At 48.8% G+C, this 15486-nt stretch carries 13 protein-coding genes; 12 read left to right on the forward strand and 1 reads right to left on the reverse strand.

The genetic code is table 11. The annotated features are described in order from the left end of the window. The first annotated feature begins 763 nt into the window (after positions 1-763). From FP827_08365 to FP827_08400, 8 genes are all read left to right on the forward strand, one after another. The gene (locus tag FP827_08365) at positions 764-1342 is read left to right on the forward strand and encodes a TetR/AcrR family transcriptional regulator (GenBank protein MBA3053076.1); all 579 of its coding nucleotides are present in this window, start codon (positions 764-766) and stop codon (positions 1340-1342) included. Beyond that, positions 1339-2664 (forward strand): TolC family protein, encoded by a 1326-nt coding sequence (locus tag FP827_08370; GenBank protein ID MBA3053077.1) that lies wholly within the window; start codon positions 1339-1341, stop codon positions 2662-2664. The genes FP827_08365 and FP827_08370 overlap by 4 nt, the downstream gene beginning before the upstream one ends. Further along, the gene (locus FP827_08375; protein MBA3053078.1) at positions 2642-3535 is read left to right on the forward strand and encodes an efflux RND transporter periplasmic adaptor subunit; all 894 of its coding nucleotides are present in this window, start codon (positions 2642-2644) and stop codon (positions 3533-3535) included. Before FP827_08370 ends, FP827_08375 begins: the two co-directional genes overlap by 23 nt. 1 nt (position 3536) lies before the next feature. Then, entirely contained in the window at positions 3537-6647 is a 3111-nt protein-coding gene (locus FP827_08380) for an efflux RND transporter permease subunit (GenBank protein MBA3053079.1), read from the forward strand. Then, positions 6637-7191: a cyclic nucleotide-binding domain-containing protein gene (locus FP827_08385; GenBank protein ID MBA3053080.1), complete on the forward strand. Its 555-nt coding sequence runs from the start codon at positions 6637-6639 to the stop codon at positions 7189-7191. Before FP827_08380 ends, FP827_08385 begins: the two co-directional genes overlap by 11 nt. 83 nt (positions 7192-7274) lie before the next feature. After that, positions 7275-7481: a hypothetical protein gene (locus FP827_08390; protein MBA3053081.1), complete on the forward strand. Its 207-nt coding sequence runs from the start codon at positions 7275-7277 to the stop codon at positions 7479-7481. Beyond that, entirely contained in the window at positions 7481-8431 is a 951-nt protein-coding gene (locus tag FP827_08395; GenBank protein ID MBA3053082.1) for a nucleoid-structuring protein H-NS, read from the forward strand. Before FP827_08390 ends, FP827_08395 begins: the two co-directional genes overlap by 1 nt. A 9-nt stretch (positions 8432-8440) precedes the next feature. Then, on the forward strand, positions 8441-9064 hold the full coding sequence (locus tag FP827_08400; protein MBA3053083.1) for a bifunctional 4-hydroxy-2-oxoglutarate aldolase/2-dehydro-3-deoxy-phosphogluconate aldolase: 624 nt from the start codon (positions 8441-8443) through the stop codon (positions 9062-9064). A 33-nt stretch (positions 9065-9097) separates the two neighbouring features. On the opposite strand, the gene FP827_08405 is transcribed toward FP827_08400, so the two are convergent. Continuing rightward, positions 9098-11518, reverse strand: a complete 2421-nt coding sequence (locus tag FP827_08405; GenBank protein ID MBA3053084.1) for a hypothetical protein — start codon at positions 11516-11518, stop codon at positions 9098-9100. Positions 11519-11589: 71 nt separating this feature from the next. Here FP827_08405 and FP827_08410 point away from each other — a divergent pair, with 71 nt between their 5' ends. The 4 genes from FP827_08410 (at position 11590) to FP827_08425 (ending at position 15471) form a co-directional block, all read left to right on the forward strand. Further along, positions 11590-12564, forward strand: coding sequence for a hypothetical protein (locus FP827_08410; protein MBA3053085.1), 975 nt, complete (start codon positions 11590-11592; stop codon positions 12562-12564). A gap of 186 nt (positions 12565-12750) precedes the next feature. After that, positions 12751-13602, forward strand: coding sequence for a molybdate ABC transporter substrate-binding protein (gene modA / locus FP827_08415; protein ID MBA3053086.1), 852 nt, complete (start codon positions 12751-12753; stop codon positions 13600-13602). After that, complete coding sequence (locus tag FP827_08420; GenBank protein MBA3053087.1) at positions 13599-14432, forward strand: ABC transporter permease subunit; 834 nt, start codon at positions 13599-13601, stop codon at positions 14430-14432. Before modA ends, FP827_08420 begins: the two co-directional genes overlap by 4 nt. After that, positions 14395-15471 carry an ATP-binding cassette domain-containing protein gene (locus FP827_08425; GenBank protein MBA3053088.1) on the forward strand — a complete coding sequence of 359 codons (1077 nt, stop codon included), beginning with the start codon at positions 14395-14397 and terminating at the stop codon, positions 15469-15471. Before FP827_08420 ends, FP827_08425 begins: the two co-directional genes overlap by 38 nt. The last annotated feature ends 15 nt before the right edge of the window (positions 15472-15486 follow it).

A 15486-nucleotide genomic window follows, 5' to 3' on the forward strand; every position in this document is an offset into this window, starting at 1 on the left:
GATAAGGCCCGCGTTTACGAAGCGGCCAAGCGCTATTATGCCGAGATCATGATGCCCTTTCGTAATATTGTAGGGAAAAATCTCGCGAAGGTCATGGAAAGGGACTTAAAGCTGATCGCGCCAAGTCACGGGCCTATCTACGATGAGCCGGGGTTCATACTTGACGCCTATGCCGACTGGACCGGATCCCCGCCTAAAAACAGGGTGGTGATACCATATGTGTCAATGCACGGGAGCACGGCCAAGATGGTCGAATATCTTGTCAGCGGTCTGGCCGCGAGGGGTGTTTCCGTGGATCAGTTCGATCTGGCTGTTACCGATATAGGGAAACTCGCGATTGCTCTTGTTGACGCCGCGACAATAGTGATCGGGACTCCGACCGTTCATGTGGGGCCGCATCCCCTTGTTTTTTACGCCGCCCATCTGGCCAATGCTCTGCGCCCCAAACTGAAGTTTGCCTCGGTCATCGGTTCATACGGATGGGCCAGCAAGGCGGTCGAGCAGATCGCGGGACTGATACCGAATTTAAAAGTTGAGCTTATTCCGCCCGTGCTCTGCAAGGGCCTGCCGCAGAAAGATGATTTTACCGCTCTGGACAAACTGGCAGAAGCGATAGCCTTAAAACACAAAGAAAATCAGCTGATTTAGCTCCCTGCTAAAACCGCGTTGATGACGAATGTTGACAAAAGGCTTCGTTTGTTTTACAATTTATGACTGACCGGTCAGTCATTTGATTAGCGCTGTGGCCGGCGAAGGAGAGAGAATGCCGAAAAGCGGGATAATAATAGAGGCCTTGAAAAAAGTCATCATTGAAAAAGGCGTCAAAAACATCACATCCGAGGCCATCGCGAAAAAAGCGGGTGTGGCCAAGGGAACTCTCTACCTTTATTTCAAAACGAAAGAGGATATGATCAGCACCCTCGTTGAAAGTTTTCTGAAAGAGGGCGAGGAGCTTGTCAGTTCCTCGCTGCGGACAAAAGGCGGGGCCATCGCGAAACTGAGGGCCTTTGTAAAGGCCGATCTGAGTTTTTACGAGAAAAACCACAAGATCTTCAGGACGCTCGGGATGGAAAATTCCGCCATGGGCAATCTTCTCGGCAAAGCGAAGAAAAAAATGATCTTAAAGCGTTATTTTAAAATAGTGGAAGCGATAGGCATGGCGGTCAAAGAGGGCATAGCCGAAAATAAAATAGAGAAGATGCCGCCGATAGAAGGCGCGGTGCTGCTCATACAGATAATCCACGCCTACGCGGGGATGAGGATACACGAATTTTCAAAGCGCTCTATCGCCGGCAACACCGACAAGGTGCTTAAAATATTCCTTAAAGGGGTGGGAGCGTGAAGGCCCGCCGCATTAAAGCATTTGTCTTTTCTTTAGCCGTTGCCTGCAATGTTGCCTCGGCGGATACGATAAGCTCCGGTGCGGGTGGGGCAGAGCAGGGACTTACTCTTGAAAACTGTCTTGATATAGCCTCGCGCGAGAGTGATATGATAAAGATCGCCTCGGAAGAGGTCATTGCGGCCTCCGGCCTGAAGCGGCAGGCGCGCGGGGCTTTTATGCCCGACATCAGGCTTTCCGGCGCATACACCAAGATACCCGAAGTGCCGTCCATCCTGGGTTTTGAAATGGGTAGCGAGGATAATTATTCGGGCAAACTGACACTGACGCAGTCTCTTTTCACATGGGGCAGGATCTTACAGGGCTACAGGCAGGCCCGTTATGGGGAAGATATCGCGGAAGAAAGTTACCGTCAGGCGCGGAATGAACTGTACTCCAATGTTAAGACGGCTTTTTATTCGGTCCTGCTGGCAAGGCATTTGAAGAATATTGCCGCCGAAACTCTTTCCGTCATGGAAAGGCATTACGAGGTGACGCAGGCGCTTTACAACGCGGGCAAAGTATCCGGCCTTGATGTTTCCCGTGTCAAGGTGCAGACGGTAAACAGCCGGACCAACCTGATAAAAGCTGAAAATGAGCTGACCCTTGCGGGAAAATCACTGATAAACATCATCAATGATCCGACAGCGGCGGGCAGGGATATCAGCGGCGAGCTTTCCGCTTCTCCCGACACCGGACGGTCACTCTATGAATATATTGAAACGGCTTTCAGCTCCAGGCCGGAACTTTTGAGCGCCGCAACCCGGACAAAAATGGGTGAGAGCCTTGTGAAGCTCGCCCGCTCCGAACACCGGCCGAGTCTCGCTCTCATAGGAAACTATGAATACACGAAACCCTACAATTTTGTCGATGACTGGGACAGCACATGGAATGTTTCCTGCGCCCTCACCTTTCCTCTCTTCAGCGGATTCTCGAGTTTCGGCCAGGTCAAAGCCGCCAAATCCCGCTTTAATCAGATGGCGATGGGCGAGAGCCTTTTGAGGAGCAGCGTCAAGCTGGAAGTTGAGCGGGCCTTTCTGAACAGACAGAACGCTTCGGAGAGGATACGGGCCCAGGAAGAGAATGTTAAGGCGGCGAAAGAGAATCTCGCTATCATAGAGAAACGCTACGGCCGCGGCCTTGTTTCAGACCTTGAATTGAGGGACACCCAGCTTGCTTTTACGCAGGCGCAGGTGCAGTATTACACAGCCCTCTTTGACTGGAACATAGCCGACGCGGAACTAAAAAAAGCCACGGGGCAGTATGGAGATGAAAATGAAAAATAAAATTCTTTTGGCTTTGTCAGGCATTATGGTTTTGTCACTGATATCCTGCGGCGCAGACAAGGGAAAGTCCGGCAGCAAGGAGCAGTCCACACGGGTGAAACTGGCGGCCGCTGCCAAGGGCGGCATAGAAGAGATTTTATCCCTCACGGGTGATATACACGGCGAGAAAGAAGTGAAAGTTTTCGCGAAGGTCACCGGCAAACTCATTGACAAGAAGAAGAAGGAAGGCGACCGTCTGCGCTCAGGTGAAGTGATAGCTCTGATTGACAGAGACGAAACAGCCCTTGATTTCAGCCGCGCGGAGGTTGTCTCTCCCATCAAGGGAATACTGACAATGTTCTATCCTGATCTGGGCGACGCTGTTTTTCCGTCCCCCGGCGAACCCATTGCGGTTGTCGCCGACATGGACAGGGTCAAAATAATTGTTTATCTGAACCCTACCGACGCTGTCAAAGTGCGGGAGGGACAGAAGGTGAGGGCGTATACGGATGCTTACGAAGGCCGCCGCTTTGAAGGCGCGATTAGTCTAGTCGCTCCGGCGGCGAATCCGGCCACGAGAAAGATCAAAGCCGAAGTGACGATACCCAATAGCGACCATCTTCTGAAGCCCGGCACTTTCGCGAGGGTGGAGATAGTGATAGGCCGTCGTTCCGGTATTTTAACGCTGCCCAAAAAGGCGGTGCGTTCAGTCGAGGAAAAACAATTTGTGAGCATCGTTAAGGATGGCCGGGCGGAATCAAGGGAAGTGCTCACGGGCATCGCGGATGAGAATTTGATTGAGATCCGCGAGGGCCTGGCGGAGGGCGAATCCGTGATACTTGAAGGGAATTACGGTCTTTCCGACGGCACAAAAGTGATCGTGGTAGAATAATATGACAATACCTGAATTTTCCGTCAAAAGACGCGTCACCATAACGATGCTCATGCTGATAATAGTTTTGGGCGGTGTTGTGTCTTTTTTCAGCCTCGGCCTGGATCTGATGCCGGACATGGAATTTCCCATGATCAGCGTCGTGACAAGATATGAGGGCGTGGCGCCGGAAGATATAGAGAATCTGCTGACAAAGCCCATAGAAGAGGCCTGCGGCTCACTCAAGGGGATGAAGAATATATATTCAACCTCACTCGAGGGATCTTCGGTGGTGATGATAGAGTTTGAGTGGGGCACCAATCTTGATTTCGCGGCTCAGGACGCGCGGGAAAGCATAGACATGATGAGGATGATGATCCCCAGCGATGCCGACAGCTCAGCGGTGCTGAAATTTGATATGTCGCAGATGCCTGTTGTTTTCTTCGGAATTATCGGACTCAAAGATACGATGGAGCTGAGGGAATATATAAAAGACAGCGTGGTGCCGAAACTGGAGAGGCTTGACGGAGTGGCAAGCGCCATGGTCTTCGGCGGACGCGAGCGCGAGATCAATGTGCTCATAAACAGGTTCAAACTCAACGCTTACGGGATTTCCATGGATGAGATCGCCTCGGCCCTGGCCGCGGATAATATCAATGTTTCAGCGGGACAGGTGACGGAAAAATATACGGAATATTTTGTGAGGACCCTTGGCGAATACAAAAAGATATCCGATCTGGAAAATACCATTATAAGGAAGACAGGCGATGTGCCGATCTACCTCAAGGACATAGCCGAAGTCAGGGATTCATATAAAGAGCAGCGCGACATAACCAGGCTTAACGGTAAAGAGGCTGTTCTGATGATGATATCCAAGCAGTCCGGCGCCAACACCGTGCTGACCGTCGACCGCGTTAAAAAGGCGCTGGATGAGATGAAAGAGACAATGCCGGCAGACATAGAATTCTTCCCCGTGATGGACCAGGCGCACATAATAAAGAAAATACTGAAAAACACGCTGTTAAACGCTTTGGTGGGCGGTGTGCTGGCCGTTTTTTTCCTTTATGCTTTTCTCAGGAACTGGCGCCCCACATTCGGGATATTTTTAGCCATACCTATTTCCATAATAACGACCTTTATCGGACTTTATCTCATGGGTTACACATTCAATATTTTTACGCTCGCCGGTTTCGCTCTTGTGGTGGGAATGCTCGTTGATAACGCTGTTGTCGTCATAGAGAACATATTCAGGAAGCTTGAGGCTGGCGAAGAAAGGCCGCGGGCCGCCGCGCAGGGCGCCACGGAGGTTGGGATGGCCATCACCACATCAACCCTGACGACAATAGCGGTTTTCCTGCCGATGGTTCTATCAAAGGGCTTCGCGGGCCAGATATCAAGGCCGCTTGCGATGACGGTCTGCGCCGGGCTTTTATCGTCTCTTCTGGTCGCGCTGACGATCGTGCCGATGGTGGCCTCTGTTCTTTTCAAAAAAAGAAAAAAGATAGCACCCGCCGAACTGGAAAAAAGAAAATTCGAAAAATTCAAACAGCGCTACATCGCTCTGCTGGCTCTCGCCCTGAAGAGAAAAAAGCTCGTCATATTTTCAGCCCTCGGAGTTTTTTTTCTGAGCCTTTTCGGACTCATGATAACCGGCCTTGAATTCATGCCTCAGGCCGATACGCCCATAGTGATGATGATGACCTCTTTTCCTGTCGGCACAGACCTTGATGAGACCAGCCGGGTCGTTGAGCAGATCGCTGAAGATTTTATGAATGTGCCGGAAAAAATGTATGTGCTGACGATGATAGGCCGCAGTTCTTACGGAGACACCGACGCGGCCATGGGAACGATGCCCGCGGATGTCAATGAGGGGATGATAATGTCGCGCATGGTGGATCTTGAAAAGAGGAAGAGGACGGTATTCGAAATATCCGATGAGCTGAGAGAGAAGTTTCCCCCGGTTGAGGGCGTGACATATAAATTTTCGGACATGGGGAGTCAGATGTCGGGGAGTATGTCTCAGACGCCCGTTGAGCTCAAACTCTTCGGCCGGGATCTGGATGAGATGGAAAGATACGCTAAAGGAATTGCCGAGAGGATCAAGGATGTGCCGGGACTGAGGGATGTGACCGTCTCGCTTAAAGAGGGCAAGCCGGAGATACAGGTGCTTGTCGACCGTGACCGGGCGGCTCATTTCGGCATGAGAGTCTCTCAGATAGGAAAGACGGTGCAAACCGCGCTTTTGGGAAAGGTCGCCACCAAATACAGGGCATACGGCGAAGAGACCGATGTGAGGATAAGATTCAGCGAAGAAGACCGCGATAGTCCGGAAGACATAGCGAATATCATTCTGCCTGCCCCGGCCGGGCAAACCATATATTTGAAAGACGTCGCGCAATTAAAAGAAGGTGTCGGGCCTCTCAAGATCGACAGGGAAAACCGTTTGAGAAAAATCACTATCGGGGCCAATGTCGCCAACCGTTCTATCGGCCAGGTTGTTGCTGATATAAAGGTCCGCCTTGCTGATTTTCCCATGGCCAAGGGTTATTTCCTGGAATACGGCGGTACCTACAAGCAGATGGCGGAGACCATGATCGATCTTATGCTGGCGTTTCTGGCCGCCGCGATATTGATCTATATGATAATGGCGGCACAGTTTGAATCTCTGACACAGCCCTTTGTGATAATGTTCTCCATCCCTATGTCCATCATCGGCGTCATAATGGGGCTTATTGTTATGGGGATGTCCTTTTCAGTTCCCGCGATGATGGGCGTTATAATACTCGGAGGCATAGTGGTGAATAACGGCATAGTGCTTGTTGATTATGTGAACCGCTTGCGGAAACAGGGTATGGAAAAACACGAGGCTATTATCCAGGCGGCCTCAGCGAGGCTCAGGCCCATCCTCATCACAGCCCTGACGACCATAATGGGAATACTGCCTATGGCCTTTACAACTTCCCAGGGCGCGGAGATGCGGGCGCCTCTCGGAGCGGCGGTGGCATTCGGCCTGATGGCATCTACCATTCTCACGCTTTTTGTGGTGCCGGTGATGTATTCCGTGACAGAGACTGTCGCCGATCGCGCGCAGCGCAAAGCCATGAGAAAACTGCACGGGCGGGATGAATCATGAAAAGGAGAAGGGCATGTTAATGCCTTTAAGCGCGCCCGAGCGCAAATGGCTTTATGAGACGCTGAAGAAAATCAATTTTTTATCTGTGCTGACCTTCGGCGAAATGGATAAATTGGCCGAAAGCATTTTTAAAAAAAGCTTCGCCGGGAAAAGCGTTATCTGCAGGCAGGGGGCTCCGGGGGATTGTTTTTATATTGTTTACAAAGGAACGGTTTCCGTATGGGCATCCCGCGAAGATAAAAACGAACAGCTCATCACTAAACTTAAGCCCGGCAGTTATTTCGGCGAGAGCGCGCTGGTTTCCGGTGAACCGAGAAACGCAACGGCGATCGCCGATAGCAGGGCCGAGCTGTTTGTGCTTTTGAAAAATGATTTCAGCGCTATTGTGGAAAAGAACCCGCAGCTCAAAAACAGGATACGGGGAACCATGGCCGTCCGCACATCACAGAGGACGATTGACCTTCTTCATGCGAGGCCGGAAGAGAGCAAAGGTTTTTTTTCAAGACTGTCAGGATTCTTCAGATTTAATTCAAAAGCAAAATAAAATACCCCATAATTTTTTGAAGAAAAGACATAATTTTGTTATAAACATTGAATAACCGGAGGAACCGGTTTAAGGAGGTCGGTATGTGCGCAGGGCCCGGTATTCTGGGGATGTTGGTGATTTTGGCGGTGGTTATAGGCGCGGTTTGTTTCATAGTGATGTCTCTGATCAGACTGGGGCATGCGAAATTGGACGAGATCCCGCGTTTTCTCTGGGCGTTGCTGATACTTGGTTTTCCCATAGTGGGGTCACTGGCTTTTTTTCTTGTCGCCCCCGGTAGAGGTGAATAATGTTCAGGCCGGAGATAAAAGTTTTTGACTGCACGATAAGGGACGGCGGGCTTATAAACAAGCACAATTTCAGTTTTGATTTTGTGCGGGCTGTCTATAAGTCTCTCTCGGAAGCAGGGGCTGATTATATAGAGCTGGGATATAAGAATTCCCGCAAACTTTTTTCGTCAAAGGAGTACGGCCCGTGGAAATTCTGCGGCGATGACGATATCAAAAGGGTGACTGCGGGAATTGAATCAAAGTCGAAAATATCCGTTATGGTTGATGTCGGACGGGTGGATATGGAAGAGGTGAAGCCCGCTTCTGAAAGCCCGGTGGACATGGTCAGGGTGGCCTCGTACGTCAAAGACATAGACAAGGCGATCTTTCTCGCGAATGATTTCGCGGATAAAGGTTATGAAACCACAATAAATATAATGGCGATATCGCGCGATCAGGGACCGGAGCTGGATGAAGCCCTGCGGCAGATACAGGCGGAGAGCAAGGTGATAGCTGTGTATATCGTTGACAGTTTCGGAGCGCTCTATCAGGAACAGGTGGAGTACCTTGTTAAAAAATACCAGACTTATCTTAAAGGTAAAGAGGTGGGATTCCACGGCCATAATAATCAGCAGCTCGCTTTCGGAAACACCATAGAAGCCATAATACATAACGCGAATTTTCTCGACAGCACCGTCTACGGAATAGGCCGCGCGGCCGGCAACTGCCCCCTTGAGCTGCTCATCGGATTTCTTAAAAATCCCAAATTCAACATAAGGCCTTTGCTGGACCTGATATCAAAGGAATTTATCCCGCTGAGGGATAAGATAGAGTGGGGTTACATCATACCTTACGCCATTGCCGGAATGATGAATCAGCATCCCAAGGCGGCCATGGCTCTGAGAAACAGCGACGCTAAAGAAAATTACAGAGCATTCTACGAGAGTCTTGTGGACCTCGAGATGGATTGAGCGCAACTTTTGGACATAAAAAAATTCAGAGAGCTTCCCTTGATGGGGATCATCAGGGGCCTTCCGCTGGATAAAGCCGCCGCGTTTGCCGATTGTGTTGTTTCTTCGGGGCTGAGAACGCTTGAGGTGACGATGAATACCGAAAAGGCGGGCGAAGTCCTGAAAATAATAAAAAAAACAGCAGGTAAAAATCTTATGCTCGGCGCGGGAACGGTGCTGGGCGCAGACGAGCTGAAAGAAGCGCTGGATTCCGGCGCGGAATTCATTGTCATGCCTACACTTGTGAAAGAAGTCGCCGGGCTGTGTGTTAAAAAGAATGTTCCCGTGTTCCCCGGGGCGCTGACGCCGCAGGAGATACATCAGGCCTGGCTTGCCGGAGCGGCAATGGTGAAGGTCTTCCCCGCGAAATTTTTCGGACCCTCTTACTTCAAAGAGATCAAGGGCCCGTTCAATGATATAGAACTGCTTGCCTGCGGAGGCGTGAACGCGGGAAACATAAAAGAGTTTTTTTCATCCGGCGCATCAGGGGCGGCTTTCGGCGGCAGTATATTCAGCAAAGAGCTCATCGAGTCCGGCGGATTTGAGACGATAGAAAACTCAGTCAAAGAACTTATAGCCGCTTACAGGGCGTAAGGTTTACTATTAGGAACCGTCCCCAATACCGCGTTACTGTTTGAAGTTGGGATCTTCCGGAAAAAGTTTTCGCGCCTCTTCCGCGGCGTCGCGCGCCTCTTTTTCATAACCGCTCGCCCGCAATGATTCTGTCAGATAATAATAACTTTGCGCTGACGGATAATTTTGAACGAGCCAGAGCGTGTGCGGCACGGCTTTTGAATACCGGCCGGACCGCATATAAAAATCGCTGATGATTATTCTGGTTCTGCTGTAATAAGGATCCGTTTCAAGCATTTTCAGATATATTTTTTCGGCTTCCTCAAAATTACCCGAAGCGATGGCCGCGTCCGCCCGGTTTTTGAGCTGAGGCAGCGACCACACCGCATCCATTTTGCCCCGGGCGTATTCGTCGTCGAATAGAGGGCCTTTTTCACGCATATCCTCCATATAGAGTATTTTATCCTGTGGTTCAAAAACAAGGCTGTTGAAGAAAGGCACGTATTCAAGTTCTGCAGGGGCCGCCTTACGGTGAAAATCCTCCGGGGCGGAATGTATTTCAAAGAGCCGGTAATAGTCGTTCTGATAGGTCAGGGTGAAATATTCCAGGTTCTTTTCATCGAAATGCAGTCTGTAGGCGGCGCAGGTTTTGAAGAGATTCATGGCGTCCACTTGATAGCGCATGGAGTTCACGGATTTATCAAAGAGGAACTCCCAGTGATAGATCAGATATTCTGCGCCGTATTGTTTCGCGAAGCCGTAGAGATCTTTTTCGGAGCCGTACATCCGCTTATAGAATTCCTCCGTTTTATCGCGTATATTTTTCTCTTCATAGTGATTGTGGAGGACGGTTGAGAAGGATGAATTCTGGACGATCTCGGGCGCTATGCCTATGTTGCAGAGAAGAACGCTCCCGGGGGGGAGCTTTTCATTCATGTGTTTTATCAGGTCCTGCTTGTAAGTGTTTATCCTCCGGGGCACATTTTTAAGTTTCAGGTAGGCCGCGTCCCACTGCATGGCCGAGCCCGCGAAAAAAATCGCGCCGGCGGCGAAATAATATTTTCTTTTTTTCAGGAAGGCGGTTACAAGCGGCAGCAGTATACACAGAAAATATATGACAAAAACATAAAGGCGTTTTACCAGGAGAAAAAGGATGAAGAATCCCGCCAGGGCCGCCATGGAAATAAATACTCCGCTGTCTTTTTCTTTTATTATTTTAAGGGCTCCGGCGAATAATCCGGGAAGGGCGAAAATAAAAGCGATGAGAAAAATTTCCTTTGTGAATTGCATACCGGGGCTGACGAAAGAAGATTGCCAGAGGACTTTTGTGTCAAAGGGCAGTTTTTTCACCTCGGCCTCAAAAGTGGGTTTGTTGCCGAGATAGCGTATTTTGTTGAACATGAGCGTGTAAACATGGCCGTAATTTTTTGCGTGTTCTTTGAGCAGCGGCCGTGAAACCGCGAAAAGTAGCCCGGACAGTATCAGAAAGACGGTTGTCACCGAAAAAATGTTTTTCATAAGTCCGCGGAATTTTAGACCTGTCAGATGCAGGAGGATAAAAGCGTATCCCAGGAGCTGGCTGAATGAGAGAAGAAAATAACCTCCCCTGAGGACGGGGACGATTATGCCGGCCACCGTGAGAATGGCTACAACCGGCGCGAGGAGATTAAAAATATTGTCCCGTTCCTCATTTCGGCAGATGTATATAAAACATAATATGGCCGTGAGGATTAGATAAAAGAACTGGCTCACATGCCAGGCGCTGACGGCTCCCGCCAGGAGAGCTCCGGCGGCTATAGGGTACGCGCGCTTTCGGCTTTTGAGAGCTTTCATGACAAAGAGCAGGGCGAAAAACATCAGGGGCAGGGCAAAATCTTCCTCAACGAGTCCTCCGGCTATCGTCCTGGAGCTTGACGCGAAACTCCCTGCATAAAAAGCGCAGGCCGCCAAAGCCATTATCCTTCCGCCGCCGAGGAGCCGAGCTGATTTATACAAAGCTATGACAGAAAGAGAGGAGTAGAGGAACATAAAATAAACAACGAATTTGTGAAAAGGCGTCTTGAAATGGAAAATCCTGTGAGTGAGGCCTAAGACTCTTTGCGAAAGTGTGGTGAAATGTTTTTTGACATTGAGGCCCTCGGGATACTGTATGCGATGGTCGAGGTCAGGTATATTTTTGCCTTCGGAAACCAGTTTAGCGTATCTGTAGCGGGTGGCCTCTTCGACTCTGAAAAGTCCGAATTCCCCGGCGTCAATATTGCAGCCCTTGTCGAAAATACTGAGTTTCGCCGAAAAGAGCGCCAGGAAAATAAGTATTACGCCGCCGGCTGCCGCATACGAGGTCAGAGGTCTGTTAAAGCGTGTTACGCTGTTACTGTCTATGTTCCGGGATACCGAGGCAGGCCGCGATCGTGCGGGCCCTGTGCGATGTTCATCACGCCCCGGAGCTTTATTTTTTCTGGATTTTTTTCGCATTTATATTTCCGTTTCTGCCGATTCAATGTTATGATAAGAAATTAAAAGCAAAAATCAAAGGTGGTAAATATATGGCGCTTAAGAAAATCGATTTGTGCGCTCAGGCGGAAAAATTTATTTTTTCCGGCGATTATGCCCGCGCTCTCAGGAAAGCTCTTCTGGCGCATAAAAAGGCGACCGCGCGCTCGGGTAAACTGCTTGTGTGGATATACCGTATGATGGGCGATCCGGCGAAAGCGCTTCACTATCTCAAGCCCGTTCCGGGCGATGCCGACAGTCTCTGCGAAGAGGCCATTCTTTACAGGATGCTGTGCGATTTTAAAACAGCGCGGAAGCAAATCAGCCGTGCCGCTTCCATATACAAAAGAAAAAAGGATTCTGAGGGATTGGGCTTCGCGCACTGGACTCGCGGGGGTATAGAACGCTACGGTGGAAACCCCAAAAAGGGTTTCCACTATTTTCAGAAAGCCCTGCCGCTGACAAAGGGTCAGTCCGCGAAGGCCTATGTCTTCTGCGGCATAGGAGGAACGGCCCGGCTTCTGGGCGACTATGCCCTTTCAGCCAAAAGCTATTTTTTGGCAAACAAAATTTTTTCCCGGAGAAAGGAAAAATTCGGCATAGCCTATTCATCCTGCGGCCTCGGCAGTGCCGCGAGAATGAAAAAAGATCTCAAAAAATCGGAGAAACTTTATAAGAAAGCCGTTTCCATATATGCAAAAATAAATGACCGCTGGAATATGGCTTATTCCATGTGGGGCCTGTCGCAAACGCTTTGGTTCCTCGATCATAAGTCAGCAGCCGTTAAAATGAACGGTGACGTGCGTAAAATATTCAAAGAATTTTCGGATCCCCGGGGAATATTCTACTGCGATCTCCAGAAAGCCAATTTTCTCAGAATGGAATGCGGATTTCAAGAAGCCGCCGCGCTCCTTTCAAGAAGCGCTTCAACGCCGGATGAGCTGTCGCTTGCCTATGAAAAAGGCATTCTTGGGGAACAGCAAAAACTGGCTAAACAAAAAAACTCACAGCCTCTTCTTATCGCCTGAACTGATTCGTCGCGTATTTTGCTTTCACCCTCCATGCGATGTCGGCGCGGCCCGGCGCAGTTACAATCCTGACGGATACCATCCACTGTCCGCGATTATGTTTTGCGCTCTGATGTCGCGGCGGGCTTGACAACCCTCCTTGCTTGCATTATGATGTACATATAAATGCGATAAGGGATGGTTTTTATGAAAAAGTTCAGGATACTGGGTTTGGTTTTAGTTGTTGGTTTGGGTTTCAGCGCCTGCGGTAAAAAAGAGCTGCCGGAACTGGATTTTTTCTGCGGAGCCGCGGTAAAAGTGCCGATGGATGAAATCGTAGCAAATTTTGAAAAAGAAACGGGAGTTGAAGTCAACGTAATTTACAGCGGTTCGGGAAATCTTCTTTCTCAGATGGAAATCACGAAAAGGGGTGACGTTTATCTGTGCGGCTCGCCAGATTATGTCATAATCGGCGAGGAGAAAGGGCTCCTTGTGAAAGGAACTTCAAGAAGAGGCACGTATCTTGTTCCGGCGATTATAACGCCAAAGGGAAATCCGAAAAATATAACATGTCTTGAGGACCTGGCGAAAAAAGGCGTGAGATTCGGAATAGGCAATCCCGAAACCGTCTGTCTCGGCCTTTATTGCGTCGAGCTTCTTGACTACAACAATTTACTTGAAAAAGTCATGCCTAACACCGTGGTATTTGCCAAAGGCTGCGCGTCAACGGCAAACCTTGCTGTTCTCGGAAAAGTGGACGCGATTCTCGGCTGGCGGGTTTTCAAGGCGTGGAATCCGGAAGAAGTTGAGCTCATAGAAATCCCGGGCGAAAGAATTCCCCGTCTTTCCTATAACGCGATTGCCGTGGGAAGTTTTGTAAAAAACAGGCGCCTCGCGGACAAATTCATTAATTATGTTCTCTCCGCAGAAGGGAAGAAAATCTTCAAAAAATGGGGTTATATTTCGGATGAGGGCGAAGCGATGAAATTCGCCGCTGAAGCGAAAATCGGAGGATGCTATAAACTTCCGGACAAATATTTCAGAATAATAGGAAAATGAGAGGGATCAAAAAGTTCTGGAGCGAAGGCGGCTGGCGTGATAAATTCCTGCTGTTTTTTTTCCGGCTTATTTTTGTTCTGACGATAGCCTTTTTCGCGGCGCTCATAATTTCAACAATTATTCAGATGCAAACAAGTTCTTCTGTGGGAACTATTTCAAAAAATGAGATTTTCTTCGCGGTGAAACTCACCCTCATCACGGCCTTTTCTTCTTCGGCTCTTGCCGCTTTAATTTCAATTCCTGTCGCTTACATTCTTTCGCGTCATAAATTCCCTCTGAAAAACGCCGTCGAAACGCTTTTGTTTATTCCCGTTGTCACGCCGCCCGTCGCGCTGGGAGCAATGCTTCTGATGTTTTTCAAAACGCCGCTCGGCGAATTTTTTGAAAGTCATTTTTTCGGCGTTGTTTATGAAGTGCCCGGCCTTGTTTTAGCGCAGGGGGTTGTCGTTTTCGGCATTGCGGTAAATGTCATTAAAATGGTCTTCAATTCTGTTGGGCCCGAATACGAGGAGATAGCAAGAACTCTCGGGGCGACAAAAATTCAGGCCTTTTTTAAGGTGCTCCTGCCTCTTTCAAAAAAAGGAATAATCGCCGCCTTTTTTCTTGCCTTTGCGCGCGCGATAGGAGAATTCGGAGCGGGGGTAATGCTTGCGGGGGCAACGACAATGAAGACGGAAACGCTCCCGATCGCTATTTATCTGAATTTCTCAAGCGCAGATGTCCGAGGCGCATGCGTTTTTACCTTGATTTCGCTGATTGTTTCTCTGGGAACGCTTTTTCTTATAAAAGAATATGCTGAAAATAGAAAACCTTTATTACAAAGCAGGTGATTTCCTGCTTAAAGCGGTGACGCTGAAAGTGGAAAGAGGCGGGTATTTTGTTCTTTTGGGGCCCACGGGATCCGGAAAAACAACTCTTGCCAAGTGCGTCTGCGGACTGCGCCGGAATTCCGGAGGAAAAATTTTCCTGAACGGAGCGGATATAACGGAACTCCCCCCGGAAAAAAGAAAAATAGGTTATCTGCCTCAGGATTTCGCTCTTTTTCCGAATATGAATATCCGTGAAAATCTTCTTTTTGCGCCCCGGATGCAAAAAAAAGACATGAAAGATATCAAAGGCAGATTAGATTATGTTGTAAAAACGCTTGGTATAGACGGAATCCTTGAAAGAACAGCCGTAAATCTTTCGGGCGGCGAAAAGCAGAGGGCGGCTCTCGGAAGGGCGTTGCTGGCCGATCCGGAAATCCTTATTCTTGACGAGCCTTTTTCGTCAATCGATACAGGCCTTAAAACTAATTTATGGTTTGAAATGAAAGATTTTCTGAGCGCTCTTAAAATTCCGGTGATTCATATAACTCACAATCTTGATGAGGCCGCTGTTCTTGCCGGAACGATGGGTATTTTAATCAACGGTGAAATTGTTCAGCAGGGCGAAAAAGAGGATATTTTTTCAAAACCCGCGTCGGCGGAAGTGGCGCAATACCTCGGAATCAGGAACATTTATTCAGGGAAAATCGCCGGACTGGACGGTGAAAGAATAATAATAGGGGGCGCAAATTTTAAAATCGCGGCTTTTAACGACAAAAATTTCATCAAAGGAGAAAATGTAAAATTTTCCATAAGAGCGCAGGATATAAAAATTATGAAAGAAACTTTTGCGGTCAGAGACGAATTAAAAGACAATATTTTTGAGGGAGAGATAAAAGCGTCTCACTTTTTAAGTGACTCCTGCATTATAAAAGTTGAATCAGCTTTGAATTTTGAATTGAAATTCCCATCTTATATTTATCAGCGGCACAAACTTTCTAATGGAAAAAAGGTGAGAATGGGAATCTGGCAGAAGGGAATAAACGTTTTCAGGGATAAATAGCGATATGGCTTTATT

The organism is Candidatus Omnitrophota bacterium (genome assembly GCA_013791745.1).
In the GTDB taxonomy this organism is placed as follows: domain Bacteria; phylum CG03; class CG03; order CG03; family CG03; genus CG03.